Annotated in this window: 28 protein-coding genes; 22 read left to right on the forward strand and 6 right to left on the reverse strand. The window is 62.4% G+C overall.

All coding sequences use genetic code 11. The annotated features are described in order from the left end of the window. The first annotated feature begins 79 nt into the window (after positions 1 to 79). Together ychF and ACZO3G_RS07000 are read left to right on the forward strand one after the other, a co-directional pair. Positions 80 to 1,177 carry a redox-regulated ATPase YchF gene (gene ychF / locus ACZO3G_RS06995; protein ID WP_256152731.1) on the forward strand — a complete coding sequence of 366 codons (1,098 nt, stop codon included), beginning with the start codon at positions 80 to 82 and terminating at the stop codon, positions 1,175 to 1,177. Next, positions 1,177 to 1,860, forward strand: coding sequence for a hypothetical protein (locus ACZO3G_RS07000; RefSeq protein WP_276871621.1), 684 nt, complete (start codon positions 1,177 to 1,179; stop codon positions 1,858 to 1,860). The genes ychF and ACZO3G_RS07000 overlap by 1 nt, the downstream gene beginning before the upstream one ends. 224 nt (positions 1,861 to 2,084) lie before the next feature. Here ACZO3G_RS07000 and ACZO3G_RS07005 read toward each other — a convergent pair whose 3' ends face one another. From ACZO3G_RS07005 to ACZO3G_RS07020, 4 genes are all read right to left on the reverse strand, one after another. Then, the gene (locus tag ACZO3G_RS07005; protein WP_101552443.1) at positions 2,085 to 2,732 is read right to left on the reverse strand and encodes a redox-sensing transcriptional repressor Rex; all 648 of its coding nucleotides are present in this window, start codon (positions 2,730 to 2,732) and stop codon (positions 2,085 to 2,087) included. Positions 2,733 to 2,762: 30 nt separating this feature from the next. Further along, positions 2,763 to 3,947, reverse strand: a complete 1,185-nt coding sequence (locus ACZO3G_RS07010) for an isocitrate/isopropylmalate family dehydrogenase (protein ID WP_121587360.1) — start codon at positions 3,945 to 3,947, stop codon at positions 2,763 to 2,765. Positions 3,948 to 4,058: 111 nt separating this feature from the next. After that, complete coding sequence (locus tag ACZO3G_RS07015) at positions 4,059 to 4,364, reverse strand: sigma-70 family RNA polymerase sigma factor (RefSeq protein ID WP_276871624.1); 306 nt, start codon at positions 4,362 to 4,364, stop codon at positions 4,059 to 4,061. 14 nt (positions 4,365 to 4,378) lie between these two features. Continuing rightward, a complete protein-coding gene (locus ACZO3G_RS07020; RefSeq protein WP_101552449.1) occupies positions 4,379 to 4,576 on the reverse strand; it encodes a hypothetical protein in 198 nt (65 codons plus the stop codon). 160 nt (positions 4,577 to 4,736) lie between these two features. On the opposite strand from ACZO3G_RS07020, the gene ACZO3G_RS07025 reads away from it, so the two are divergent. Together ACZO3G_RS07025 and ACZO3G_RS07030 are read left to right on the forward strand one after the other, a co-directional pair. After that, positions 4,737 to 5,129, forward strand: coding sequence for a helix-turn-helix domain-containing protein (locus tag ACZO3G_RS07025; protein WP_158595686.1), 393 nt, complete (start codon positions 4,737 to 4,739; stop codon positions 5,127 to 5,129). 10 nt (positions 5,130 to 5,139) lie between these two features. Beyond that, positions 5,140 to 5,577, forward strand: coding sequence for an ImmA/IrrE family metallo-endopeptidase (locus tag ACZO3G_RS07030; protein WP_276871637.1), 438 nt, complete (start codon positions 5,140 to 5,142; stop codon positions 5,575 to 5,577). A 39-nt stretch (positions 5,578 to 5,616) separates the two neighbouring features. Here ACZO3G_RS07030 and rsmA read toward each other — a convergent pair whose 3' ends face one another. After that, on the reverse strand, positions 5,617 to 6,477 hold the full coding sequence (gene rsmA, locus ACZO3G_RS07035) for a 16S rRNA (adenine(1518)-N(6)/adenine(1519)-N(6))-dimethyltransferase RsmA (RefSeq protein WP_276871640.1): 861 nt from the start codon (positions 6,475 to 6,477) through the stop codon (positions 5,617 to 5,619). 154 nt (positions 6,478 to 6,631) lie between these two features. Between rsmA and ACZO3G_RS07040 the strand changes: the two genes are divergently transcribed. Genes ACZO3G_RS07040 through ACZO3G_RS07050 form a run of 3 tightly spaced genes read left to right on the forward strand, consistent with a single transcriptional unit; the run spans position 6,632 to position 8,081 of the window. Then, complete coding sequence (locus ACZO3G_RS07040) at positions 6,632 to 7,123, forward strand: deoxycytidylate deaminase (protein ID WP_101552458.1); 492 nt, start codon at positions 6,632 to 6,634, stop codon at positions 7,121 to 7,123. A gap of 22 nt (positions 7,124 to 7,145) precedes the next feature. Then, a complete protein-coding gene (locus ACZO3G_RS07045; RefSeq protein WP_288235038.1) occupies positions 7,146 to 7,586 on the forward strand; it encodes a hypothetical protein in 441 nt (146 codons plus the stop codon). A 12-nt stretch (positions 7,587 to 7,598) separates the two neighbouring features. Further along, positions 7,599 to 8,081, forward strand: coding sequence for a gamma carbonic anhydrase family protein (locus ACZO3G_RS07050; RefSeq protein ID WP_276871644.1), 483 nt, complete (start codon positions 7,599 to 7,601; stop codon positions 8,079 to 8,081). A gap of 46 nt (positions 8,082 to 8,127) precedes the next feature. On the opposite strand, the gene ACZO3G_RS07055 is transcribed toward ACZO3G_RS07050, so the two are convergent. Continuing rightward, positions 8,128 to 9,399, reverse strand: a complete 1,272-nt coding sequence (locus tag ACZO3G_RS07055; RefSeq protein ID WP_101552462.1) for a PucR family transcriptional regulator — start codon at positions 9,397 to 9,399, stop codon at positions 8,128 to 8,130. Positions 9,400 to 9,746: 347 nt separating this feature from the next. Between ACZO3G_RS07055 and ACZO3G_RS07060 the strand changes: the two genes are divergently transcribed. From ACZO3G_RS07060 to ACZO3G_RS07130, 15 genes are all read left to right on the forward strand, one after another. Further along, positions 9,747 to 11,090 (forward strand): APC family permease, encoded by a 1,344-nt coding sequence (locus tag ACZO3G_RS07060; RefSeq protein WP_288234707.1) that lies wholly within the window; start codon positions 9,747 to 9,749, stop codon positions 11,088 to 11,090. Positions 11,091 to 11,195: 105 nt separating this feature from the next. Continuing rightward, complete coding sequence (locus ACZO3G_RS07065) at positions 11,196 to 12,383, forward strand: MFS transporter (protein ID WP_288283881.1); 1,188 nt, start codon at positions 11,196 to 11,198, stop codon at positions 12,381 to 12,383. 18 nt (positions 12,384 to 12,401) lie between these two features. Beyond that, positions 12,402 to 13,487, forward strand: a complete 1,086-nt coding sequence (locus ACZO3G_RS07070; RefSeq protein WP_276871650.1) for an ABC transporter ATP-binding protein — start codon at positions 12,402 to 12,404, stop codon at positions 13,485 to 13,487. A 78-nt stretch (positions 13,488 to 13,565) separates the two neighbouring features. After that, the gene (locus ACZO3G_RS07075) at positions 13,566 to 14,705 is read left to right on the forward strand and encodes an ABC transporter substrate-binding protein (RefSeq protein ID WP_276871652.1); all 1,140 of its coding nucleotides are present in this window, start codon (positions 13,566 to 13,568) and stop codon (positions 14,703 to 14,705) included. An 84-nt stretch (positions 14,706 to 14,789) separates the two neighbouring features. After that, a complete protein-coding gene (locus ACZO3G_RS07080; RefSeq protein ID WP_288234709.1) occupies positions 14,790 to 15,689 on the forward strand; it encodes an ABC transporter permease in 900 nt (299 codons plus the stop codon). A gap of 10 nt (positions 15,690 to 15,699) precedes the next feature. Further along, a complete protein-coding gene (locus ACZO3G_RS07085; protein ID WP_276871654.1) occupies positions 15,700 to 16,521 on the forward strand; it encodes an ABC transporter permease in 822 nt (273 codons plus the stop codon). Continuing rightward, complete coding sequence (locus ACZO3G_RS07090) at positions 16,505 to 17,509, forward strand: dihydroxyacetone kinase subunit DhaK (protein WP_101552478.1); 1,005 nt, start codon at positions 16,505 to 16,507, stop codon at positions 17,507 to 17,509. Before ACZO3G_RS07085 ends, ACZO3G_RS07090 begins: the two co-directional genes overlap by 17 nt. Before the next feature lie 18 nt (positions 17,510 to 17,527). After that, positions 17,528 to 18,928 carry a class II aldolase/adducin family protein gene (locus ACZO3G_RS07095; protein WP_101552480.1) on the forward strand — a complete coding sequence of 467 codons (1,401 nt, stop codon included), beginning with the start codon at positions 17,528 to 17,530 and terminating at the stop codon, positions 18,926 to 18,928. A 45-nt stretch (positions 18,929 to 18,973) separates the two neighbouring features. Beyond that, positions 18,974 to 20,491 carry a xylulokinase gene (locus tag ACZO3G_RS07100; protein ID WP_276871658.1) on the forward strand — a complete coding sequence of 506 codons (1,518 nt, stop codon included), beginning with the start codon at positions 18,974 to 18,976 and terminating at the stop codon, positions 20,489 to 20,491. A 25-nt stretch (positions 20,492 to 20,516) separates the two neighbouring features. Further along, positions 20,517 to 21,176, forward strand: a complete 660-nt coding sequence (locus ACZO3G_RS07105) for a hypothetical protein (protein WP_276871661.1) — start codon at positions 20,517 to 20,519, stop codon at positions 21,174 to 21,176. A 33-nt stretch (positions 21,177 to 21,209) separates the two neighbouring features. Next, on the forward strand, positions 21,210 to 22,037 hold the full coding sequence (locus tag ACZO3G_RS07110) for a TIM barrel protein (protein ID WP_101552486.1): 828 nt from the start codon (positions 21,210 to 21,212) through the stop codon (positions 22,035 to 22,037). A gap of 198 nt (positions 22,038 to 22,235) precedes the next feature. Next, on the forward strand, positions 22,236 to 22,991 hold the full coding sequence (locus tag ACZO3G_RS07115) for a ClpP family protease (RefSeq protein ID WP_101552488.1): 756 nt from the start codon (positions 22,236 to 22,238) through the stop codon (positions 22,989 to 22,991). Further along, positions 22,988 to 23,188, forward strand: a complete 201-nt coding sequence (locus ACZO3G_RS07120) for a YlzJ-like family protein (protein WP_101552490.1) — start codon at positions 22,988 to 22,990, stop codon at positions 23,186 to 23,188. The genes ACZO3G_RS07115 and ACZO3G_RS07120 overlap by 4 nt, the downstream gene beginning before the upstream one ends. A 39-nt stretch (positions 23,189 to 23,227) precedes the next feature. Next, positions 23,228 to 24,103 (forward strand): undecaprenyl-diphosphate phosphatase, encoded by an 876-nt coding sequence (locus ACZO3G_RS07125; protein ID WP_101552492.1) that lies wholly within the window; start codon positions 23,228 to 23,230, stop codon positions 24,101 to 24,103. 24 nt (positions 24,104 to 24,127) lie between these two features. After that, positions 24,128 to 26,671, forward strand: a complete 2,544-nt coding sequence (locus ACZO3G_RS07130; RefSeq protein ID WP_276871665.1) for an FtsK/SpoIIIE family DNA translocase — start codon at positions 24,128 to 24,130, stop codon at positions 26,669 to 26,671. Positions 26,672 to 26,698 lie beyond the last annotated feature (27 nt).

The following is a 26,698-nucleotide window of genomic DNA, read 5'->3' on the forward strand; positions in this document are numbered from 1 at the left end:
AAAAATGGCGTAGTAGCCGAAAAGCCAAAACCCGAAAACCCTTGCAAATCAAGGAAAAATCGAAGGAGAATGAGTATATATGAAATTAGGCATCGTCGGGCTGCCGAACGTCGGCAAGTCCACCCTGTTCAACGCGATCACCAACGCGGGCGCGCAGTCCGCGAACTATCCCTTCTGCACCATCGAGCCGAACGTCGGCATGGTCGCCGTGCCGGACGAGCGCCTCGACGTGCTCGCCAAAATGTACGACCCGGACAAATACACCCCCGCCGTCATCGAATTCGTCGATATCGCCGGGCTGGTGCGCGGCGCGTCCAAGGGGGAGGGGCTGGGCAACAAGTTCCTTTCCCACATCCGCGAGGTGGACGCGATCGTGCATGTGGTGCGCTGCTTCGAGGACAACGAGATCATCCATGTCGACGGGGAGATCGGCCCCCGGCGGGATATCGAGACGATCAATCTCGAGCTCATCTTTTCTGACATCGACATCGTCGACCGCAAGATCGACCGCGCCCTCAAGGCCGCCAAGGGCGGCGACAAAACGCTCGCCGCGCAGGCGGACGTGCTGGGACGGCTCAAGGCCCACCTCGAGGAGGGGAAATCCGCCCGCAGCTTCGTGTGCGACGCAGAGGAGCGCGCCGCGCTCGAGGACATGCCGCTGCTCTCCGACAAGCCGGTCATCTACGCCGCCAACATGAGCGAGGCGGATTTTACCGGCGGCATCGAACAGAACCGCTTTTACCATGAGGTGGAGGAGATCGCGGCGGCGGAGCACGCCGAGGTGCTGCCCATCTGCGCCCGGATCGAGGAGGAGATCGCCGACATGTCCGCCGAGGACAAGCTGCTCTTCCTCGAGGAGATGGGGCTGCATGAGTCGGGCCTCGACCGCCTCATCAAAAAGAGCTACGCCCTGCTCGGGCTGATCTCCTACCTCACCGCCGGCAAGCAGGAGGTGCGCGCGTGGACGATCACGCGCGGCACCAAGGCCCCGCAGGCCGCCGGGAAGATCCATTCCGATTTTGAAAAGGGCTTCATCCGCGCCGAAGTCGTCGCGTACGACGACCTCATCGCCTGCGGCTCGATGGCCGCCGCCAAGGAGAAGGGCCTTGTCCGCTCGGAGGGCAAGGAATACGTCATGCAGGACGGCGACGTCGTCCTCTTCCGCTTCAACGTCTGATGAGGCGGGCGCTGGTCCTGTGCGGCGCGCTCGCGCTCGCCGCGCTGCTCTTTTTGTTCCTGCGGCCGCACCCGGAGCGCGCCGCCTTCCTGCCCGAGGCGCAGAACGACTTCGTCCTGGGCGCGGTCGGCCTACCCGGCGGCGCGCCCGCCCCGGAAAGCGCATCCCCCGTCGACGGGGTCCCCTCCCGGGCGGAAGTGGTCCCCGCGGAATCCTCCGCGGCTTCCGAGGCCGGGTCCGCCGAGGCCGAATCCGGCGAACCGGAAAATACCGCCCCGCTTCCCGAAGCCGCCGCGCTCCCCGCCGGGGAACGCAGCGTGGACGCCCGTCCCGAGCGGGAGAGCTACCCCGTTGGGACCGGCGAGATCGCGCTCGTCGTCACCAACCGGACGGAAAACGACCTCATCTACACCCACTGGTTCGACTTCCGGCGGGTGGAGGGGGACGCCGTCGTGCCGCTCACCCCGCGCGCGGGGCTGATGGCAAACCCCGACGACGTGAACGCCGAACGGGTGCTGCACGGGGGCGAGACCGTCACGATTACGCTGCCCATCGACCTCTTCGACGAGCCGCTGCCGCCGGGCACCTACCGCGCGGCGCAGCTGAGCTGCTTCGCGGATACCGGCGGGCAGGCGCTCGCCTGCTCGGAGATCACCGCGGACTTCGTTATCGCGGAAAGCTGAAGAGCAGGCCGGGGCGCCGCCCCGCCGCCTTTTGAAAAAGGCGGGCGAAAATCTTCGCTTTTGGCTTTCTCACGGCGCCCCCCTTTGCGGGGGACGCGGCCGGCCTGCGCCAAACGTTCTTTGCCCCCTTTCTTGAAAGAAAGGGGACCGACGGCTTCCGGAGGAAGCCGGACAAAAGAAGGCCCCCGCCGCAAGGCGGGGGCCTTCTTATTTTCGCCTCCCCGTCATTCATCCTCGGGGTAGGCGGCGTTGATTTGGTAGCAGAGGGTCATGAGGCTGTCGCCCAGGTGGACGTTCTCGACGACCGCACCCTCAAAGTCGAGGGAGAGGTCGTAATGGGAGAAGTTCCAGAAGCAGTTGACGCCGAGCTTCATGAGCCGCTGGGCGGTCTCGAAAGCGACCTCCTTGGGGATACAGAGGATGGCGGCCCGCGGGGACTGCTCCTTGCAGAACGCCTCGAGCCCCGCCATGTCCTGCACGGTCAGGCTGCTCACCTTCTGGCCGATCACGCGGGGGCTGTCGTCAAAGATCCCGACGAGCTTGAAGCCGCTGCTCTCGAAATCCATGTGGCGCGCGATCGTGCGGCCGAGGTTGCCCGCGCCGATGAGAACCATGGGGGTATGCTTGTTGAGCCCCATGATGTTGCCGATCTCCTTGTGGAGCGCGGCCACGTTGTAGCCGTAGCCCTGCTGCCCGAAGCCGCCGAAGCAGTTGAGGTCCTGGCGGATCTGGGACGCGGTCAACTGCATCAGGGAGGCCAGCTCGCGCGAGGAGATGCGGGTGACGTCGCGGCTGAGCAGGTCGCCGAGGAACCGGTAGTACCTGGGCAGCCGCTTGATAACGGATAGGGAAACACCCTCGTGTTTCGGCATATGCAAAACCTCTCGATCCAGAATTCCCGGTTACAGCCGTGCGATGGTGTCCATCACATAGTTGCCGAATTCCTCGCAGGTGCAGCCGGTGTCGCGGCCGGTGACCGCGAGCTTCTTTTCCTCGTACATACAGATGTCCAGCGCCCGTTCGAGCTTATCCGCCTCGGCCTGATAGCCGATGTGGCTCAGGAGCAGCACCGCCGCCCGCAGCATCGAGCAGGGGTCGGCGTATTTGCCGCGGCCCTCGGCGATCATGCGCGGGGCGGAGCCGTGGATCGCCTCGAACATCGCGTAGCGCTTGCCGAGGTTCGCGCTGCCCGCGGTGCCGACGCCGCCCTGGAATTCGGCGGCCTCGTCGGTGATGATGTCGCCGTAGAGATTGGGCAGCACGAACACCTGGAAGTCGCGGCGGCGCTTGGGGTCGATCAGCTTGGCGGTGGTGATGTCGATGTACCAGTCGTCGGTCGTGATGCCGGGGTACTCCTCGCCGATCTTCTGGCAGAGCTTCAGGAACTTGCCGTCGGTCGTCTTGACGACGTTCGCCTTGGTGATGATCGACACGCGGCTCTTGTGGTTCTTTTTCGCGTAGTCGTAGGCGAGCCGCGCGATCCGCTCGGTGCCCTCGGTGGTGGTCACGACGAAGTCGAACGCCACGTCCTCGTCCACGTTGAGGCCGCAGGAGCCGATCGCGTAGGCGCCCTCGGTGTTCTCCCGGAAGAAGGTCCAGTCGATCCCCTCGCTCGGCACCTTGACGGGGCGCACGTTGGCGAACAGGTCGAGCTCCTTGCGCATCGCGACGTTGGCGCTCTCGACGTTGGGCCACGGGTCGCCCGCGCGCGGGGTCGTCGTGGGGCCCTTGAGGATGACGTGGCATTTTTTGAGCTCGGCGAGCACGTCGTCGGGGATCGCCTTGCCCTGCGCCGCGCGGTTCTCGATCGTCAGCCCGTCGATCGTGCGGAACTCCACCTTGCCCGCCCCGACCTCGTCCGCCAGCAGGTGCCGGAGCACCCGCGCGGCCTCGTTCGTGATGATGGGGCCGATGCCGTCGCCCCCGCACACGCCGATGACGATGGTGTCGAGCTTCCCGTAGTCGGTAAACTCCTTCTGCGCCTTGATGCGCTCGTTGCGCGCGAGCTGCGCTTCCACGAGCGCCGCGAACTTTTCAGCGGCGGCTTTGACTTTCTGGTCCAATCGCGTTTCCTCCCATATTTTCATTTCCCCCGCGCGCTCTCACGCCGGACGGTCTGTCTATATATGATAATTTTATAACAGACTTACCCCATTGTCAATGAACGATGGAAAGAAATCCGGCCGCCGCCCCCGCTTTTACGAGGGGAACAGCCCCGCCTCGCTGCACATCTCGGCCTGGGCGCGCAGCGTGCGCTTGGCGGCCGCGAGCCTGCGGCTCACGGTGGAGGGGTGCACCCCGAGCTCCAGGGCGATCGCCGGGATGTTGCGCCCCCCGAAAAAATAGAGCGCGACGACCTGCCGCTGCTTGGGCGGCAGGTGGCGCACGGCGCTGCGCAGGAACCGCGCGTACCGTGCGCGCGCGGGTGCGTTGTCGGCGCACTGCGGCGCGGCGATCCGCTCGAAATCCTGGAGGGAAAAGGTGCTTTCACATACGTCAAACATGTGCCCCGCCCCCCTCAGTCATAATAGTGGCGCAGGTAGTCCATGACCACGCGCAGGTCGTACAGTTCGGCGTAGAGCGCGTCGATCCGCCGCTGCGCGGCGAACGCCTCCTCGCCGCGCGCCGTCTGCGCGAACACCCTCAGCTCCCGCAGGCGCTCCTGCAGGCGGTCGGCCGCCGTCCGGTACTCCTCCGACAAAGCGGTTAAATCCATTCAATTCCTCCTTGTGATTTTACAAATCGTGTGATTTTTGCTTCTTATCTTAAGAGTGCCACACGGAATGTGTATTCACAAGAAAATTTCGCACAATTTGCAAGATTTTGTTGACGAAATACACAAAATGTGTTATTATCAGGACAGTGAGGTGACCGGAATGCTGGCTAACAGGCTGCGGGCCCTGCGCAGGGCCAAGGGGCTGACCCAACAGGAACTGGCGGGCGCGCTGGAAATTTCCGCGAGCGCGGTGGGCATGTACGAGCAGGGACGGCGGGAGCCGGACAACGAGACGCTGACCAAATTCTGCCGGTTCTTCGGCGTGCCGAGCGACTACCTGCTGCTCGACGGGGCGGAAAGCCCCGCCGGACCGCCCGAGCTCGGGGAGTTCCTCGAGGATTTCCGGCGCAGGCTGCTGGCGCAGGAGGGCCTGATGTTCAACGGCGTGCCCCTCACCGAGGAGGAGATCACCCAGGTCGTCAGCGCGATCGAGGTGGGCGCGTCGGTCGCCGTCAACAAGCTGGGCCGCAAAAGCGGCGGAAAGGACGTCTGAGCAGGACAGCATGGAACGCATCAAGGAACTGGCGCGCCAGCTCGCCGAGCGGTTCGGCACCGCCGACCCGTTCGCGCTCTGCGCCGCGCTCGACATCACGGTCCTGCCCGTCGGGCTGCCTCCCGGCGTCAGGGGCTTTTACGGGTGCGTGCACGGGGCGCGCATCCTCTACCTCAACGGCGCGCTCGAGGAAAACGAGCGCCGGACGGTGTGCGCCCACGAGCTGGGGCACGCCCTGCTGCACGAGGGGCACAACGCCCTCTTCCTGCGGGAGCGCACCGACTTCGTCATGGAGCGCTACGAGCGGGAGGCCGACCTCTTCGCGGGGTACCTGCTGCTCGACGGCGAGACGGTGGAGGAGTGCCTGCGCAACGGCTGGACCTCCGAGCAGGCGGCGGCGTTCACCGGGCTGCCCGCCCATATCGTCGAATACTGCATGACCCACTAGGCAATCAAAAACGGGGCGCCTCCGGCGCCCCGTTTTTGATTACGCCTCCTCTGCCAGCGCGCGGCTGACGGCGGCGAACTGTTCCAGCGTGAGCTGCTCGGCGCGCGCCCCCGCGGGCACCTCCGCCCGCTCGAGCAGGGCCGCGGCACGCTCCTTGGGAAGCGGCAGGCCCGCCGAAAGGCAGTTGAGCAGCGTCTTGCGCCGCATCGAAAAGGCGGCGCGCACCACCCGGAAGAAGGTTTTTTCGTCCCCCGGGTCGACGGGCGGCTCCCGGCGGATGTCCAGCCGGATGACGGCGGAATCCACGTCGGGCGAGGGCAAAAACGACCCGCGCGAAACGGGAAAGAGCACCTTCGGCTCGCTGTAGTAACGCACGGCGCAGGACACCGCGCCCGCCTCCCGCATGCCGGGGAGGGCGCACAGCCGCTGGGCCGCCTCCTTCTGCACCATGACGGTCACCGATTCGATGGGCAGGCGCTGTTCGAGCAGGCCCATTACGATCGGGGAGGTGATGTAGTAGGGCAGGTTCGCGCAGACGACCACCCGCAGGCCGCCGAGCTTTTCCGCGATGAGCGCGCGCAGGTCGACCTTCATGACGTCCGCGTTGACGATCTCGACATTTTGGAACCCGGCAAGCGTTTCCGCGAGCACGGGGAGCAGCCGTCCGTCGATCTCGACGCAGACGACCCTGTCCGCGCGGCGGGCCAACTCGGCGGTCAGCACCCCGACCCCCGCGCCGATCTCGATCACGCCCACGCCCGGCCCCGCGCCGCCCTGCTCCGCCATGCGCGGGCAGACGGTGGGGTTGACCAGGAAATTCTGCCCCAGCGCCTTGGAGAAGCGGAAGCCGTGCCGCGCGAGCAGGTCCCGGATGACACCGATATTCGAGAGGTTTTCCACGGCGTTTCCCTCCTTTCCGCCGACGCGGCAAATTTCCGCACGGCCCGTGAAATTTTTACCGATTGTTGCACAGTCCGGCAAACTATAGTAAAATGGTCTGAAAGGACGAACGCCCTTCCGCCGAATGGTATCATTATAAAGGATGTGAACCGATATGACAAGACGCGATAAGATCAACTACTACCTCGACATCGCCGAGACCGTCGCCGAGCGCGGCACCTGCCTGCGGCGCAACTTCGGCGCGATCATCGTCAAAAACGACCAGATCGTCTCCACCGGCTATGTCGGCGCGCCGCGCGGCCGCCAGAACTGCTCCGACCTGGGCTACTGCACCCGCGACCGCATGGGTGTCCCGCGCGGGCAGCGCTATGAGCTCTGCCGTTCGGTCCACGCCGAAATGAACGCGATCATCCACGCCGCCCGCGTGGACATGCTCGGCTCCACCCTCTACCTCGTCGGCCGGGAGGTGGCCTCGGGCGAATATGTCCAGAACGCCTTCCCCTGCTCGATGTGCACCCGCCTGATCATCAACGCGGGCATCTCGACCGTCATCGTGCGGGACGACAAGGAAAATTTCCGCGTCATCAACGTTGCCGACGAATGGATCGTCAACGACGAGACGCTGCGCGGAGAAAGCAACTACTGAACGTCATAAGGGGGACTCCGCCGTGAACAGACATAACCGCATCGACCTCTCGGGACGGCGCGGGGGCAACAGCCTCCCGCTCTGCCTGCTGCTCGCGCTCGCGCCCGCACTGATCGGGTGCTTCCCCGCCGTCTCCTACCCGCTCGAGCAGCAGATGAAGCGCGCCTTCCTCGTGTGGCCCGCCCTCTGCTGGCAGTTCTTCAGCATGCTCGCCGTCGCCGCCTACCTCACGGCGGCGGCCATCCTCTGCGCCCGCGCGCGTTCCTCCGGCGCCTGCGCCGGGGCCGCCGCGGCCGGGCTTGCGCTCCTGTCGGCCCTCGGGCTCACGGTCGGCGCCTATCCGGGCGGCGGCCTTACCCTGCGGCTCGTCATGCTGTTCGAGCGGCAGCCGGTCGGCATCGCCTTCCTCGGCCAGATCATCCTGGCCGTTTATCTGCTCGCGCGCTGGCTGCGCTACCGATAGGGGGGCGCGCGGATGAAACAGCCTGAACTGAGCCCCTCCGCCCGCGTCTTCCCAGGCGCGGTCGTGCGCGGGGAAGTCACCGCCGGGGCGGAAAGCAGCATCTGGTACAACGCGGTCGTCCGCGGCGACATCGAGCGGATCTCAATCGGCGCACGCACCAACATCCAGGACTGCTGCGTCGTTCACGCGGACGCGGGGTTCCCCGTCGCGGTGGGCGACGGCGTCACCGTCGGGCACGGCGCGATCCTCCACGGCTGCACGGTCGGGGACAACACGCTGATCGGCATGGGCGCGATCGTCTTAAACGGCGCGAGGATCGGGAAAAACTGCCTGATCGCCGCCGGCGCGCTCGTCCCGCAGGGGGTGGAAATCCCCGACGGCTCCCTCGCGCTCGGCCAGCCCGCGCGGGTGATGCGCCCGCTCATGCCCTCCGAAATCGAACATAACGCCGCCTCCGCCGCGCAATACGCGGCGCTTGCCGCAGAAGCAGAATAACCGCCCCGTTTTCCAGCGGGGCTTCCGCAAAAAAACGAGCGGTTCGCTAAATTGCGAACCGCTCGTTTTTTATTTTATGCTTTATTTCAATCTCCGGAATGTCAGGCGGCGGCGCCAGCACCCTGCCGATCATAAAGCCCATCTTGATTCGGAACTGTTCATGCAAATCGTTGATGTTGACGCCCAAAAGGGTCTTGATTTTGTCCAAGCGGTACTTCAACGTGTTCTCATGGATGTAAAGGACATGCGCCGTCGGCGCCAGCTTCGCATTGTTGTTCAAATAACATTCCAACGTCCTCATCAATTCGGTGTGGTTGCTGCTGTCGTATTCAAGCAGCGCATGGAAAAGGTTGTTGTAATAATTTTGCAGTACGGAGGACTCCCGCACGGAAAGGAGAAGAGAATACAATCCGATGTTCTCGTAATACATCACCGGGAAATCCGGCTTTTCGATCCGCAGCACCTTCAACGCCTGCTGCGCAGTCTGGTAACTCTTGAGAAGATTCTCCATTCCCTCGAACGCCCTTCCCACGCCGATTTCCAGTGTCAGCTTCGGGTACCTTCCCGACATAACGGTGATCACATAGGACAGAATCTGATCCAGGTAGCGGTACCGCTGATCGCACTTTGCCAGAAATATGATCCGGTCTTTTTTGTTGGTCAGCAGTTTGGTGACCCCGTACTCCTCGAAGGACGTCCCGACCAGATCCCAAAGGTAGTTTTTGACGTTATAGCTGTTGTAATCACGCGCCGCTTCCGAAAAATCGGCGTTGATGATCCCAATGCTGTATTTGTCGTTCGGCTCCATCCCATACCGCGCAAGCCGCGGAAGCAGATTTTCCTCCCCGCCGATGTCCCCAAAAAGAAGGTCGTTCATAAACGCGTTGATGGATTCCTCCTCCAGGGAGGAGTCGATGATCGCCGCCCCGATATCCTTGGTAAACTCCACCAGCTTGGTCTCCCACGGGACTTCAAAGAGCGGCAGGTGGAGGTCATCCGCAAGCGCCACCGCCTCCGGAGGCAGTTTCGGGATATACCTTCCCGTGTTCACCACGATGCCCGCCACAAACTTGTCGTTGCAGCGCTGGATAAACCTCAGCAGCTCCTGCGTGACGTTCTCCTTGAGGTTACTGCCGGTTATGATGACGAGCTCATCGCCGATGAGCCAGTCAAGCGTCATGCTGATATTTTCCATTGCCTCGGCGACATAGACCCAACGGACCACCCTGTCCAAACCCTCGGCCCCGCTGAGGAGCCTGAGGTTCCGAATGGTAGGAATCGTTAGAATCTCTCGGCATTGAAAACTCACTGACAACATCCCCTTTCGTGACACAGTTCCATTATAAGCGGCGCCACACACTCACCGCATGTCCGAACGAGATAGTTTTATTCGTCGACTCGAGCCATACCAATCACCGGATATTTATGATTTAATAATCCCAAAGAAAAATGTTTGTCTGTTTTGCATGACTTTTATAAACTTATTTTCATTTTTTAAGTTATTCTTCTTATTTTACAGTTTATATGTGTGAGCAGTTTAAATCAAGTGTTTCTTTTCTGGCAAAAAGTGGCTCGGTGAGTAGGGTCCTGTCATCCGGCCGTGCAAGGGGTGGGAAAATGAAGCCTAAGGTATGGACTGATTCCGGGAACGGGCTGCACGCCGCATTGAACAAGCTGGATGTCATCCTCCTCACCTTTGGGGCCATGCTCGGCTGGGGCTGGGTGATCCTAACCGGGGAATGGATTCTGTCCGCGGGCGCCTTCGGCGCGGCGGCTGCTTTCGTCCTGGGAGGTATCTTTGTCTCCTTCGTCAGCCTTGTCTATGCGGAGCTTTCCTCCGCCATGCCGAACAGCCTTGGGGTCATCGGCTTTTGCAGGCGCGCTTTCGGGACACGGATCTCCTTCCTCTGCGGATGGGCGGTCATCCTCACCTTTCTCTCCGTCATCTCCTTCGAAACCGTCGCCTTCCCCAACGTTTTCGCCTACCTCTTTCCCGATATCCTTTCGGGCTACCTTTACAGCGCCGCCGGTTTTGAGATCCATGCTCCCTGGCTGCTGATCGGCGTCGGAAGCTCTCTGTTGATTTGCGCCGTCAACTACCGGGGGGTCCGAACAGCGGCCCTCTTACAGACGGTCCTGATGGCCGTCATCCTTCTTGCGGGGATTCTGCTGGCGGGCGGCACGGTCGTCAACGGGAAACCGGAAAATCTTTTTCCCCTCTTTTCAAACGGCCCGCACGGGGTTCTGACCGTCGTCGTCATGACGCCTTTCATCTACAGCGGCTTTGACGTCATTCCCCATGCCGCGGAGGAGATGAATATCCCGCCGCGCAAAATCGGCCAGCTGCTGGTTTTATCCGTCGGGCTTGCCGTCATATGGTATGTCTCCATCATCCTCTGCGTCAGTTGCACGCTCAGCAGGCAGCAGATCGCGTCGAGCGCGCTTCCCACCGCCGACGCGATGGCGGCTGCTTTCGGCGGCAACACCGCTGCGTCCAGACTCCTAGTCGCCGGCGGAGTGGCCGGAATCGTAACCTGCTGGAACGCCTTTTATATCGGCGCCAGCCGTACGGTCTATGCCATGTCCCGGGAGGGTCTGCTCCCCGCCTGGTTTGGAAAAATCCATCCAAAGTACCGAACCCCTTCACGCGCCATCCTTTTGATCATGGTGCTCACCTCCGCCGCTCCGTTTTTCGGCGCGACCGTACTGAAATGGGCGGCCAACGCGGGCAGCTTCGCCACCGTCGTCACCTATCTTTTGGTCTCGGTTTCCTATTTGAGGCTGCGCCGGCGGGAACCCGACATGCCCCGTCCCTATTCGGCGGCGCGGTGGCGGCTCGCAGGGGGCGGTTCCCTTCTGCTCAGCGCCGTCATGCTTGCGGCCTATCTCCCGGGCTCCCCCGCATCGCTCAGCTGGCCCTATGAATGGGTGATTGTCGGCGGGTGGGCGGTTTTAGGGCTCCTGTTTTACCGTTCCTCCCCCCGGCGGAAGGCCTCCCGTCCCCGCTGACTCCTGAAAGCTTTCCGGCTTGTGGGGGCGAGACAAAATCTTTTGTCAGCGGGCCACATAGTAACCCAATATGGATTGTGTTTAAATGGGATTGGGGAGCGTTTCATGATTCGGATGATGACCGCCGCGCTTCTGCTCAACACCGATATGGGCATTTATTTTTTCGTCCTGCCCTACCTTTCCTCCGGGCTGGGGATGTCCCAATCCGAAATTGGATTGCTGACGGCGGTCCACTCGGTCTGCTACATCGCCGTCACCTGCCTGAGCGGGATGCGCCGGAACCATCTCTGCGGAGCCTTCGCGGCGCGTTGGTCGATTCTTTTGGCCGCGGCCGTATACCTGATAAGCGCTCTTTGTCCCACCCACCCGCTCCTCTATCCGCTGGTGCTTTTGCACGGTCTTTGCCAAGGGACGTTCTGGCCGGAATTCTGGGCCTTTCATGCCGCCCGCGGCGGGAACGGCGAAGACACGGGGCTTCTGTGCAACAGCTTTATCTGGATCACCATGACGTCGGTCGCCGCGCCCGTGCTGGCGGGCTTCCTGTATCCCCTGCTGGGGCGCTGTCTGCTCCTGCTTGCGGCGGCCATGCTGCTGCCGTCGGTCGTCTGTCCGCCTCCCATTTCTCCGAAAGCGGCCGGCAGGGCCGCCGTATCGACCGGCGGCGACGGAAGCGGAGAGGACCGCGGTTCCCCATGGGCGGACCTCTGCCGGTCCGAACAACGGATTTTGCTTTTTTCCGGTTTGGGTGGAATCTGCGCGGCCGGGCTGGCCGAAGGGGCCTTCCGCGCGACAGGCGCCTTTTTTGTACGCCGGGCCGGGTTCGGCGCCAGTTTCTGGGGCGTGCTGCTGGGCATCCGGCTCTTTGCGCAAATGGCGGTCGCCACCGCGTTAAAGCGATCCGGTCCCGAGCAGTTGGCCAAGCTTTGGACCGCTTTGATAATCGCCCTGTCGGAAGGGGCGCTCTGCCTCTGTTTTCTATTGCTCGGGAATGCGGGACGGGCCTGGACCATGGGGATCGGAATGGCCCTCGTGGGAACCGTGGCGGGGTTTCTGCATTTCACCGCGCTGCGGATCGGGGTCTTCGCCTCCCGGCCGGGAGGAAGGAATTACGGCGGCGCCGCCGAATGCCTGCTTGGGCTGGGAACCTTTCTCGGTTCGCTGTTCAGCGGCTTTTACGGGACAGAACGGTACGGGAATCCTTTTCTGCCCGTAATCCTGTCGGCAGCGCTGCTTTCGGCGGCAGTCATCGCAATTTTGGGGAACCACATCGTTCGAAAAAACTTGCAGATTTGATTCGCGGGAGGGATTTGAATGGATGCGATGCTCGTATTGGACGGGCTCACCAAAAAGTATCAGGAGGTTGTGGCGGTAAAGGACCTTTCTCTTGAGTTGCACGAGGGGGAGTTCCTGACGATTCTCGGCCCCAGCGGGTCGGGCAAAACCACCACGCTGAAAATGGTCGCAGGGCTGGAGACCCCCACCAGCGGCATGATTTCGGTAAACGAGCGCGACATAACGTTTCTGCCGCCCAATGAACGGGGGTTGGGCATGGTGTTCCAGAATTACGCGCTGTTCCCACATATGAGGATCAAAGACAACGTCGCTTTCCCCCTCCATATGAAGAAGCCACGGCTTCCGGAGGCGGAGATCGGGCGGACGGTCGCGGAAATCCTCCAGCTTGTCCAGCTTGACGGATATCAGGACCGGTATCCCTCCCAACTCTCCGGCGGCCAGCAGCAGCGCGTCGCCCTCGCCCGCGCGCTCGTGTTCCATCCGCCGATCGTCCTGATGGACGAACCGCTCGGCGCCCTGGACAAAAAGCTGCGTTCGGCCATGCAGCTTGAAATCAAGCGGATCCAGCAAAAGCTGAATATTACGACGATCTATGTCACGCACGACCAGGAGGAGGCCCTCACCCTTTCCGACCGCATCGCAATCATGCGGGATGGGGAAATCGCCCAGCTGGACACGGCGAAGAACATCTACGAGCATCCCAACAGTTCCTTTATCGCCGACTTTATCGGGGAGTCAAACTTTGTACCGGTCGAAATAGCCGGTCAGGAGGGGGAGGAACTGATCCTGCGGATCAAGTCCGAGCAGGGTTCCCTCATCCGCTGCCCCAGGCGCGGCGCCCAGCCCAAACCGACGGACGATCTGAAATTCGTCATCAGGCCGGAGAAGGTCGCGATCGGCAGGGACCTCGGGCCGGAGGCGAAGCTTCGCGGGCAGGTGGCGCAGGTCATCTACCTTGGCGAAACGGTAAAATACATCATTTCAATCGACGGCAGCTACCACTTCTCCGCAAAGGAACAGACTATGGATATCCGTTCCCATTTTTCGGTGGGGGATCTCATCGACCTGACATGGAACAGTGAAAACAGCCAGCTCCTCTCCTGACGGACGTTGGATCCATCGGCCGGACGGCCGCTGCATATTCGATACAAACCAGAATGCTGAGAGAAAGAGGCGAAAAAAATGAAACGATTGACAGCGTTACTTCTGTGCGTGGTATTGGGCGTCTCTCTGATGGCGTGCGGGGCGGAGCCTGCCGCGCCCGCCGCCGACGCGGCGATCCCGGATGCGGCTCCGGCCCCCGCCGAGTCCGGTGCGCAGCCGGAAAGCGGCGGTAAGATCTTCGAGGGAAAAGAGATTACCGTCGGCGTCTGGGGCGGGAATTTCGCCAATAACATCCAGACCTGTTTTGTCGATCCTTTCGTAGAGGACACCGGAGCCACCGTGATCCTCGAAGAATACGGCAACGACTTGAGCGCAAAGATCCGCGCCCAGTACGAGCAGGATATCCCCGGTTACGACCTCGTCTCCGGCCTTGGCACAACCGACACCCTGTGGGTGTGCGCCGAGGCGGGCGCGCTGCAGCCGATCGACTACAGCAGGCTGAAATCCGCCGATAACATCATGGAAGACGTGAAGTACGAGTACGGCATCGGCGCTTACGCCAGCTCGATCCATCCCGTCTACCTCGCCGACAAATTCCCCAACGGCGGACCGACAAATGCGGTGGAATACTTCGATCTGGAGAAATTCCCCGGCAACCGCTCGATGATCAGCTATGTCCCCACCCAGACCTTCGAACTCGCCCTGCTGGGCGACGGGGTCGCGCGGGAAGACCTGTATCCGCTGGACATCGACCGCGCTCTGAAGAGCCTCGACCGGATCAAGGGCTCCATCACCAAATGGTGGGGCTCGGGGGCGGACATCATGCAGGCGCTCAACGACGGGGAGGTCGACGCCGGATATTTCTGGCCGGGCTACGCCTATAAGGTCAAGGATTCGGGCGTCAACGTCGAGGTCGGCTTCGACGACGTGCTGATGAACGTCGACGCGTGGTCAATCCCCACAAACGCGCGCAACGTCGACGTGGTCTACGCCTTCCTCGATTACTGCTGCGACCCTGAGCTGGCCGCCAAATTCTCCATCCAGTCGGGTTACGGTCCCGTTATCACGACCGCGTTCGACTATATGACAGAGGAACAGGCCAACCGAATGGCGACTTCCCCGCAAAATATCGACGGCGCGATCTGGGTCAATGTGGAATGGTGGGAACAGAACTTCAAGGAAGCGGAGCGGCGTTATCTCGAATGGCTCGCGGGCTGACGCATCGGTCCTTTAATCAAGCATCCGCCCCGCCGGCTCCCCTGCGCGGACGCCGGCGGCGGATGTCCCTTGGGAGGGATGACCATGACATTTTCGCAGAACGCAGGGTCCGGAAGGCAGCGGGAGGGTGCTTCCCTCCCCCGGAGGAGGAGCCCCTGGATCTCCTCTTTTGCGATGATCCTGCCCTCGCTGATCCTTTTGATGATCTTCTATTTTTATCCCATGATGAAACTGCTGCCCCAAAGTATTTATGAGGATCACGCCTTTACCCTGCAGTATTTCCAGCATATCTTTTCCGAGCCGGTCTACATCAAAACGCTGCTTCGCACCATCTGGCTATGTTTGGCCACCACGGCGATCAATTTTATCCTCGGGTACCCGGTGGCGTATCTTCTCTCCATCGTAAAGTCCAAGACCGCCGGCGCAATCATGACGATCATCCTGCTTTCGCTCTGGACCAGCCTGTTGGTTCGGACCTACTCCTGGATGGTGATCCTGCAGCGCACGGGGGTCGTCAACAGCTTCCTGCTCGCGCTGGGCATCGTCAGCGAGCCGGTCCAGATCATGTACACGCCGGCAGCCGTCCTGATCGGCATGGTGCATATCCTGCTGCCCTACATGATTCTTCCGATCTACAGCGTGCTGCGCAGCATCGACAAAAACCTGAGCCTGGCGGCCATGTCGCTGGGCGCTTCCAGAACGAAGGCCTTCCTGCGCGTCACCCTGCCGCTGAGTGTCCCCGGGATCGCCTCCGGGATTTTACTGGTATTCATCCAGTCGCTCGGTTTCTACGTCACCCCCATGCTTCTCGGCGGCGCGCAGACGCTGGTCGCCTCAGGGCTCATCGACCGGCAGATGTTTACGTTCCTGGATTGGTCGTTCGGCTCCGCCCTCGGCGTGATCCTCCTGTTGATCACGGTCCTGTTCCTCGGGGTTTTCGACCGCTTTTTCGGAATGGATTCCCTGCAAAAACGGCTTGTCTAGGAGGTGCCTCATGCGGACGCGAATTTCAAGGTTCGACCGGCGGCCGGTCTGGCTGTATATCGTCTGCGGACTGGTCCTGTTTTTTTTGATCATGCCGGTGCTCATCATCATCCCCATGTCCTTCGGCGGTTCGGATTTCCTGGAGTTCCCGCCCAGCAGCTTTTCCCTGCGCTGGTACCGGGATTTCTTCTCCAACCCCAAATGGCTGAACGCGGCGTGGAACAGCCTGCGGATCGCGGTCTGTACCATGGTGCTGGCCTGCACACTTGGAATCTCTGCGGCGTTGGGGATCACCAGCAAGACCATGAAAAAGGGCGGCAAGGTCTTCAATGTCATCCTGCTGCTCCCCATGATCCTGCCCTCGATCATCGTGGCGATTTCCATGTACATGGTCTACGGGCAGTGGAAGCTCATCGGCACTTACACGGGCATGGTTCTGGCGCATACCTGTCTTGCGATCCCAATGGTGGTGACCTTGACGGCGGCCTCCCTGTACGGTGTGGATTCAAACCTGTACGACGCGGCAAGGAGCCTGGGCGCGACCCATTTCACGGCGGTGCGCAAAATCGTGCTTCCGCTCATCAGGCCCGCGATCCTCACCAGCATGCTGTTCGCCTTCGTCACCTCGTTCGACGAATCCGTGATATCGGTTTTCATCGCCCGCAGGAACACCGCCACGCTGCCCAAACTGATGTTCGACAGCTTGAAGTACGAGGTCAGCCCGGCGATTTCGGCCATCTCGTCCCTGCTGATCTTTGCAACGCTCGCCGTGTTCTGCCTGCGGTTCGTCATCAACGCCAAAAAGGAGGCTGCGCATGAAAAAGTTCATTAACGCCCCCGAGGCCTACGTCGACGAGATGATGGAGGGCATCGTCGCAGCCCACCACGATACGGTCGAATGCCTCAATGGGAACCTGCGGTGCTATGTCAAAAGGAACCGCGAAAAACAGAAGGTCGGCATCGTCACCGGCGGCGGGACCGGGCATCTCCCGCTCTTCCTCGGGTATGTCGGGGACGGGATGCTCGACGGCTGTGCGGTCGGCGGCGTCTTCCAATCCCCCGGCGCGGACGACATCTATGCGGTCACCAAAGCCGTCGACCGTGGGATGGGCGTGCTCTACCTGATCGGGAATTATACCGGCGATCTCATGAATTTTGGGATCGCCGCGGAGCTCGCGGAAATGGACGGTATCAAAGTAAGGACGCTGGCAGGCACCGACGACGCCGCATCCGCCCCGCTGGACGAGGCCCACAAACGCCGCGGCGTCGCGGGAATCTTTTTCGTCTACAAGGCCGCGGGCGCGATGGCGGACGCGGGCGGTTCCCTCGACGAGGTGTGCCGCGTCGCCGAGAAGGCCAACCGGAACGTCCACACCGTCGGCGTGGCCGCCTCCCCCTGCGTGATCCCCGAAGTCGGCCGTCCCTCCTTCGAAATCGGGGAGGGCGAGATGGAGTTCGGCATGGGCATCCACGGCGAACCGGGAATTCTGCGCCAACCGCTGCGCCCGGTGGAGGAAATCGTCTCCGACATGCTCGCCCTCATTCTGGGCGAAATGGACGCCGCTCCCGGAGACGAGGTCTCCGTTCTGGTGAACGGGCTGGGGGCCACCTCACTGGAGGAACTCTACATCGCGTTCCGCAGCGTCGCCGCGATCCTGGAGGATAAGGGGATTTCGATCTTTTCCTCCTATGTGGGGGAATTCGCCACTTCCATGGAAATGTCCGGGTTTTCCCTCTCCCTTTTGAAACTGGACGGGGAGCTGAAAGAATTGCTGCGCCGGGAGGCGCATACGCCCTTTTTTACCCAGAACGCCGGCTAGCTGCCCATTGGAGGAACTATGATCGAATTCACAAAGAAGCACGCGGTCGATGCAATGAAACGCGTCTATGCGCTTATGAAGGAAAACCGGGATTCCCTGATCGAACTGGACAGTAAAATCGGGGACGGAGATCTCGGACTGACGATGGTCCGCGGATTTTCCGCGGCCGCCGACACTGCCGAGAGCATCGCCGATTCCGATCTCGGCATGTTTTTTACGAAGGTCGGCCTCTCCATCATCCGGGCGGCTCCCTCCACGATGGGGACGCTGCTCGGTTCCGCCCTGCTCGGCGCGGGGAAAGCCCTATCCGGCCGCGAACAGCTCGACGGGACAGGCTTCGCCCTGCTTTTCCGCAGTATGGCGGAAGCCGCGGCCGAACGGGGAAACGCCGGAGAGGGAGAAAAGACGCTGCTGGACGTGCTTTTCCCGGCCGCCCGCGCCGTGGAGGGGTGCGACAGCCCGGACATCTGGAAGCGCGCGCAGGCCGGGCTGACGCAGGCAAAAATCAGCCTGGAAAACACACGCGCGCTGATGAGCCAGCACGGAAAAGCCGCCGTATTCCGGGAAAAAACAATCGGCCTGGTCGATCCGGGCGCGGCGGCCGCCTGCCTGCTCATCGAGGGGATCGTCACGGCATGCAAACCGGCCGGAGTCGGCCTACAAAGACAGGAGGGTCAAAAATTGGATCGGGAAAAAGTTTATCAGATGTATCGGGAACTGGCCGCGCGTGAAACGGCGTATCGGGAGGAACAGTCGGAAAACGACCGCAGGCTCGGAATTAAGGATCTGTACCGGGAGGAGGCCGCGCGTGGGACCCGGATGCTTTACGAGCTTGGGTTCTCCCCCTCCGGCGACAACGGGGACATCAGCGTTCGCGATCCGGAAACGGGACTGGTGTATATCTCCGCCTCGCCGATCGAAATCGGCTACAAAAATCTCGGCGAATACCACGCCTGCGACATGGCCGTCGTGGACATGGAAGGCAATCGCATGACCACCTGGTCCCGCCCCACCATCGAGATGCCGATGCATCTTGCGATCCTTCGGGCCCGTCCCGACGTCAACGCGGTGGTGCATACCCACGCCGCCTGGTCCTCCGTCTTCGCCATCTGCGGCAAAAACATCCCCTTCGTGCTTGCCGAGCAATACGCGCACCTCGGCGCCGGCGAGGTCGTCTGCGCCGGATACGGCAAAGCGGGTTCCGACGAGCTGGGGGAGGAAATCGTCAGCGCGCTCGGCAAAAACAACGCCGTCCTCATGCGCAACCACGGCGCGGTAACGGTCGGGCGCACCCTCGACGAAGCGTTTACCAACGCCCGTTTCCTCGAATGCATCGCCCAGAAGGCGCTGTTCGCCACCCTGCTCGGCGGCCTCCAGACCGTCAACCCCGAGGATGTCGCGGAGGAGTGGGCGAAGTAAGCCGCCCTTTTCAGAAAATTTGTCTGTGATCGGGGGATTCCTGAAATGAAATACCTGCTCGGCGTGGACCTCGGGACCACCGCGGTCAAGGTCGGCCTGTTCGATTCCCAGGCCCGGAAGATCTGCTCCTCCACGCAGGAGTACCGGCTCATCACCGAGTCTCATTTCGTGGTGGAGCAGGAGGTGTCCGTCTATTGGGATGCCTTCAAGGCCGGCCTGCGGGAGGTTTTGGCGGAGTCGCGCCTGTCCGGCCGGGAAATTCTCGCCCTGAGCGTCTCCGCGCAGGGGGAAACCATGGTGTTCCTCGATGAAGCCGGGCGGCCGCTCTCCCGCGCCATCGTCTGGATGGACAACCGCGCGCAGGAGGAGGCCCGGTTCCTCGCGGGCCGCTTCGACCCGGATAAAATCCACCGCGCCACCGGACAGACCGACGTGATCCCGCTTTCTCCCGGCTGCAAGGTGCTGTGGTTCAAACGCAACCGTCCCGCTCTCTTTGAACGCCTCGGCAAAATCCTGCTGCTGGAGGACTGGTTCTTTTTCCGTCTATGCGGAGAGACCTTCGGCGAGGGTTCCCTCTGGTGCTCCACCCATATGTGGGACATCCGCACCAGGGACTATTGGGAGCCCATGCTGCGGGAGCTGGGCGTGCGGCGGGAACTGCTGCCGAAGATCGTGGAGTCGGGCACGCCGCTCCCGGCAATCCTGCCGGAGGTCGCCGCCGAGCTCGGGCTTTCGGAAGAGATCCTTCTCGTCATGGGCGGTCTGGATCAGTCGTGCGGCGCGCTGGGCGTGGGAAACGCCCGGCCGGGCATCCTGTCGGAAAGCACTGGGGCTGCCATGGTCGTCTGCACCCTGACCGAGCGCCCCGCCATCGATCCGCACCGCAGGCTCTCCTGCTTTTACACGGCGATTCCCGGCATGTACATGATCCATGGCTTCTCAAGCGGCGGAATCGCTCTGAAATGGCTGCGCGACGCCCTGTGCGCGGAGGAGTCCGCCGTGGGGCGGCTGCTCGGCCGGAGCGCCTATGCGCTCATGGACATGGAGGCCGCGGCCATCCCGCCAGGAAGCGAGGGGTTGACGGTGCTGCCTCATTTCCAGGGGGCCGGTCCGCCCGACACCGATATCGCCGCAAAATGCCTGATCTACGGTCTCGGTCTCAATCACACCAAGGCGCACATCATCCGCGCCTACCTTGAGGCGGTCGCGGCCTCTCTCTGCCGCATCGTGGAAGCTGTGGAGGAGATGGGGATTCCCGTGACGGAAATCCGGTCGCTCAGCGGCGGCGCGCAAAGCCCCCTTTGGTGCCAAATCAAGGCGGACATGCTCGGCAGGCCCCTGTTGACCATGCAGAACACCGAGGACGCCGCCTGCCTGGGGGCCGCGCTTCTGGCGGGCGCCGGCGCGAAGCTGTGGCCCTCCGTGCAGGAGATTTCCCTGCGGATCGCCCGGGAACGGGAACGGTATCTGCCCGCCCCGGAAAACCGCGCCCCCTACGACGACCTGCTCAGGCGATACAAGCTGCTTACCGCGCAGCTCCGGGGGATCACCTCCCAGCTGTAAGGAAAGAAGGAAGGAAGACGACGCAATGGAAGGTCCGCATTTAACCGTCATGCTCACACACCACGACATCACCGTGCCCAACGCCATGGACATTTTTCTCGAGGCAAAAGACGCCCCCGCAGACTTTTGGGGATTCAAGGACATCGGTCTGCCTGAGCGGGAAATGCGCGAGCTTGTCCAGTGTATGAAGCGTGAAGGGAAAACCGTCTTTTTGGAATCCCTCGCCTATACCGAGGAAGAGGGGCTGCAAAGCGCCCGGCTCGCAATCAACTGCGGTTTCGACTATTTTACGGGGACGAACTTTTTCCCGAAAATCCAGCAGCTCGCCTCTGAGAACGGTCTGCGTTACCTCCCCTTCGTGGGCAAACGGAGGGATCACCGGCTCTATGGGGAAATCGACGAGATCATTGCCCACGCACGGGAAGTCAGTGCGCAGGGCGTATACGGCATCAACCTGTCCGGCTTCCGCTATGTCGGCGACGCGCCCGCACTGATCACCGGGCTGGTGCACGCGATGGACAAGCCCGTCAGCATCGTCGGGAGCATCGACAGCTATGAGCGGCTGGACCTGATCAAAAAAGCCGGCCCGTGGACGTTCACCGTCGGCGGCGCGTTTTTCGAGGGGAAGTTCGGCGGGACCTTTTCCGAACAGATCGAAGCCGTCGTCTCCTATCTGAAAAAATAAGAGCCGGCCCGTCCGGCTGCGGAGGAAATCACCATGAAGATCGCAACGACATCCCCGCTCTTTGCCAGGCATCCTCTGGAAAAGGCCTTTCAAATCGCCTCCTCGCTGGGGTATGACGGAATCGAGCTGTGGGGCGGGCGCCCGCATGCATATGCGTACGACATGACGCCCGAACGGATCGATCAGATCCTGCGCCTCAAGGAGCGTTACCGGGTCGATATCCCCATCTATCTGCCTGAAGTCACCAGCTACCCCTACAACGTCTCCTCTCCCGATCCCGTGGAACGGGAGGAAACCGTCGTCTACCTCAAAAGAGGTCTGGAGGTCGCCCGGGCGCTTGGCATTCCACGTGTTTTGATCAACAGCGGACACGCCGGCTTTGGCACGACCCGGCGGGAAAACATGAAGAACATCCGCAGCGTCTTTCTTCCGGTCGTCGCGCACGCGGAGAAGGTCGGCGTCGATATCATCATCGAGGCGTTGACCCCCATGGAGAGCAACACCATCTTTTTGCTGGACGACCTGGTGGAGCTGATCGAGGATCTGAACAGCGACCGCGTGAAATCCATGCTTGACACCGTCACCCCCCTCATCAACTACGAGCCCTATTATGAACACTTTGAAAAGCTGGGCGACAAGCTCGACTATATCCACTTTGTGGACAGCAACGGCATCGACCAGACCCACATGGGGATCGGCACCGGCGTATTGGACATGCGGGAGCTTTTGGATCTGATCCGTCGCTACCACTATGATGGCTGGCTGAGCATTGAGCTTCTGTCCTGTGGGGCGCGGGAGCCCGAAATTTATGCGGGCCGCGAAATCCGCGCCCTCCGCCGGCTTCTGTCAGAATTGGAGTAGTATCCCGGGCCTTCGTTTGCAGATATGCATAACCACATCCCCGGCCGCCGCGCAAACGCGCGGCGGCTTCTTTTTTTCGCGCTTGTTCGTTTGACATTCTGCCCTGTAATGTTATAATAAAGTTGTATGTTTTGCCGCATTTTCCGATGAAGAACGGTCAATGCTACAGTCGTTACCATTCTGAAGGAGGTACCGATTGTGAAAGCGTTTGACGATGAGGAAACCCGGCAGAACGCTCCCCAAAACAACGAAAAGCAGGACGAGGCCGAATCCGACGAACAGGAGACCGGCTCGCAGGCGCAGACCGAACAGATCGAGCGTACCGGCGGCATCACGACGGGCAAGGGCAAGCACACGATCCACTGCCTGACGATCATCGGGCAGATCGAGGGGCACTACATCCTGCCCGCGACCAACAAGACGACCAAATACGAGCATGTCATCCCCCAGCTGCTGGCGGTGGAGCAGGACCCCGACATCGAGGGGCTGGTCATCATCCTCAACACGGTGGGCGGCGACGTGGAGGCGGGCCTCGCGATCGCCGAGCTGCTCTCGGGGATGAAGAAGCCCACCGTCTCCCTCGTGCTCGGCGGCGGCCACTCGATCGGCGTGCCGCTCGCGGTGAGCGCGCGCAAGAGCTTCATCGTGCCGTCCGCCACGATGACGGTCCATCCGGTGCGGATGAACGGGCTGGTGCTCGGTGTGCCGCAGACCCTCTCCTACTTCGACAAGATGCAGGAGAGGATCGTCAAATTCGTCACCGACAACTCGAACATCACCCCCGAGCGGTTCCGCCAGCTCATGATGAACAAGGACGAGCTCGTCATGGACGTGGGCACCGTGCTCGACGGGCAGTCGGCGGTCGACGAGGGGCTCATCGACGCGCTCGGCGGCGTGTCCGACGTGATCGAGTCGCTCTACGCGATGATCGAGGGGCGGGAGGAAGCGTCATGATCCTGCACACGATCATCCCGCCCGAGCAGATCTTCCCGGGCGGTGAAAACGCCGCATACGAATACCAGGAGCTGCATAACAGTTATATACAAGGAGTAAATATCGACGGAAAATTTACCGTTTCCCGACTGATTTCCACCGATCCCAGGCTCTACCTCGACCCCCGGTACGCGCCGGGGGGCCAACTGTCAAAATAAGCCGGAGGGCGCGCCGCGCCCTACATAAAGGAGTCTGCCATGAGCGTGTTGGAGGCGTTTCTGCAGGGCGTCCTGCAGGGCCTGACCGAATTTCTCCCCGTGTCCAGCTCGGGACACCTCTCCCTTTTCCAGTATTTCACCGGGAACAGCGGCGACACCGGGTTCCTCTTCTCCATCCTGCTGCACGCGGGTACGCTGATCGCCGTGTTCATCGTCTTCCGCCGCACCATCGCCGACCTGATTCTCGAGGCGTTTTCCCTGCTGCGGGACCTCTTCACCGGGCGTTTCTCCGCCAAAAACATGTCCCCCAGCCGGCGGATGCTGCTTTTCCTGCTGCTCTCGCTCCTCCCGCTGACCGTGATGTTCCTCATCAAGGACTGGGTCGAGGGCTTTTCCACCGACAACGACGTGACGGTTGAGGGCTTCTGCTTCCTCCTCACCGGCGTCATGCTCCTGACCGCCTGCAAGCACGACCACGGCCGCAAGAACGCCTCCAGCATGAAGGCGAAGGACGCCGTCGCGGTCGGCGTGGCGCAGGTGGTCGCCACGATGCCCGGCATCTCCCGTTCCGGGTCCACCATCTCGGCCGGGATGCTGTGGGGCTTCGAGCGGGAATACGCCGTCACCTATTCGTTCATCCTCGGCATCCCCGCCGTGCTCGGCGCGATCATCTTCGAGGTGCCCGACGCCTTCCGCGAGGGGTCCGGGCTGCCCCTGCCCGTCATCCTCACCGGCTTTCTCACCTCGGCCGTCTTCGGCGTGCTCGCCATCAAGCTGGTGCAGTGGGTCGTCAAGGGCAACAAGCTCAAATATTTCGGCTGGTACACCCTCGCGCTCGGCGCCGTCATGCTCACCGTGGGCGTGATCGACAACTTCGCAGGGCATCCCATCCAGCAGTTCTTCATCGGCAAATAAACCGCAGTTGCTCAGGAGGGTATCATGGCCACCAAAACCTCATCCAATTCCCGCGGCAAATCCGCCGCAGCCACCCGCAAACGAAACGCCGCCCAGCAGCGCGCGCGGCGGCAGATCCACGCGATCATCCTCTTTGCGGTCGGCATCTTCGTCGCCGCGCTCACCCTGGTCAAGGGCTCGAGCGGCTGGAACTGGCTGCACAACGCCATGTTCGGCCTCTTCGGGTGGGGCGCGATCTTCGTCGCCGTCACCCTCCTGTACATAGCCGCGCTGCTCACGATGGACAAGCCCTTCAAGGCCCGTGCGTTTGAATGTGGCGTGCTGGTCGTCCTCTTCTGCGGCGCGCTGCAGATCTTCCAGATGGGCCTGCCCGAGAGCGACCACCTGCTGGACATGCTCGTCGAATGCATCCTGCGCGGCACCGAGGTCAAGAGCGGCGGCCTCTTCGGCGCGATCGCCGGGCTTCCGCTCCTGCACTTCTTCGGCAAGGTGGGCGCGGGGGTCGTCATCGTCCTGCTCATCTTCGTCTTCCTGATGCTGCTCACCGGCGGCACCCTCATCGGGCTCGCGCGCGCGGCGCACCAGCCCGTCAAAAAGATCGAGGAGACCTACGCCGACCAGATGCAGAAGCAGGAGGAGCGCCGCGCCGCCCGCGCCCAGGCCGCCCCGAAGACGCCCATCGACATCCCGCTCGACACCCCGCGCCGGGGCCGCAAAACCGCGAAGGCCGCTCCCGACCTCACCTCCGACGTGCCGCAGGCGGGCGCGCCGCCCGCGCCCAGGCCGAAGGCCGCCGCGATCGACATCCCGCTCGACGACGACTTCGACCCCGCGCTGGCGGGGGGCTTTTCGCTGCTGCCCGCCGACGAGGCGATGGAGTTCGTGTCCGCGCCCCAGCCGTCGATCGACGATCTCGTGAGCAAGGCGGCCACCGACACCGGCCGCTTCTCCTTCAAGACGGAGCCCGCGCCCGAACCGGAGTCCGCGCCGCCCTTTGAGCCGGACCCCGTCCCCGCGCCGCCGCTCGACCGCGGCAAGCCGGACGAGGGCATCCAGATGGAGCTGGAGGCGGAATCCACCATCCCGGTGCACCCCGCCTATGTGAAGCCGCACGTCGGGCTGCTCAAGGAACCCCGCCGCAAGAGCGAGACGGACATCACCGACGAGATGCGCGCCAACGCCCAGCGGCTGGTGGACACACTCGCCTCCTTCGGCGTGCAGACGCGCATCGTGGACATCTCCCGGGGCCCGGCGGTCACGCGGTATGAGCTTCAGCCGTCGGCGGGGGTCAAGATCAGCCGCATCACGGGACTGGCGGACGACATCGCGCTCAATCTCGCCTCGGCGGGGGTGCGCATCGAGGCCCCCATCCCCAACAAGGCCGCCGTCGGCATCGAGGTGCCCAACAAGGTGATCAGCGCGGTGTCCATCCGCGAGATCATCGACTCGAAGGAGTTCCAGGGCGCCAAGAGCAAGCTCACCGCCGCGCTCGGCCGCGACATCGCGGGCAATGTGACGCTCGCCGACATCTCCAAGATGCCCCACCTGCTCATCGCCGGCTCCACCGGCTCGGGCAAGTCGGTCTGCATCAACTCGATCATCATGTCCCTGCTCTATAAATCCACCCCCGAGGAGGTCCGCTTCCTCATGATCGACCCCAAGGTGGTCGAGCTGGGGGTCTATAACGGCATCCCGCAGCTGCTCGTGCCGGTCGTCACCGATCCGAAAAAGGCGGCGGGCGCCCTCTCGTGGGCGGTCACCGAGATGCTCAAGCGCTATAAGCTCTTCGCGGACAACTCGGTGCGCGACCTCGGTTCCTACAACCACCTCGCCGCCCGCACCGAGGGGATGACCACCCTGCCGCAGATCGTCATCATCATCGACGAGCTCGCCGACCTCATGATGGCCGCCCCCACCGAGGTGGAGGACTACATCTGCCGCCTCGCGCAGATGGCCCGCGCCGCCGGCATGCACCTCATCATCGCCACCCAGCGGCCGTCGGTCGACGTCATCACCGGCGTCATCAAGGCGAACATCCCCTCCCGCATCGCCTTCGCGGTGTCGTCGCAGGTGGACAGCCGCACGATCCTCGACATGGGCGGCGCGGAAAAGCTGCTCGGCCGCGGGGACATGCTCTTCAACCCCGTGGGCGCGGCCAAGCCGGTGCGCGTGCAGGGGTGCTTCGTCACCGACGAGGAGATCGAGGACGTGATCGCCTTCATCAAGAGCGACGCCTCCGCCGAGTACGACGAGGAGATCGTCAGCGAGATCGACAACCACGTCGTCGCCGGCAAGGGGAGCAAAAACGGCGGCGGCGATTCCGCGGCGGCGGGCGAGGACGCGGAGGACGAGATGCTCCTGCCCGCGATCGAATGCGTCGTCGAGGCGGGGATGGCCTCCACCTCCCTGCTCCAGCGCCGCCTCAAGCTCGGCTACGCGCGCGCCGCGCGCATCGTCGACGAGATGGAGCAGCGCGGCATCGTCGGCCCCTTCGAGGGCAGCAAGCCGCGCCAGGTGCTCATCTCCCCCGAGCGGTGGGCCGAAATGAAGCTGAACCGCGCCGATTAAATAAAATTCGTCCCAGAGATGCCGCCC

The organism is Anaerotruncus sp. (assembly GCF_057433415.1).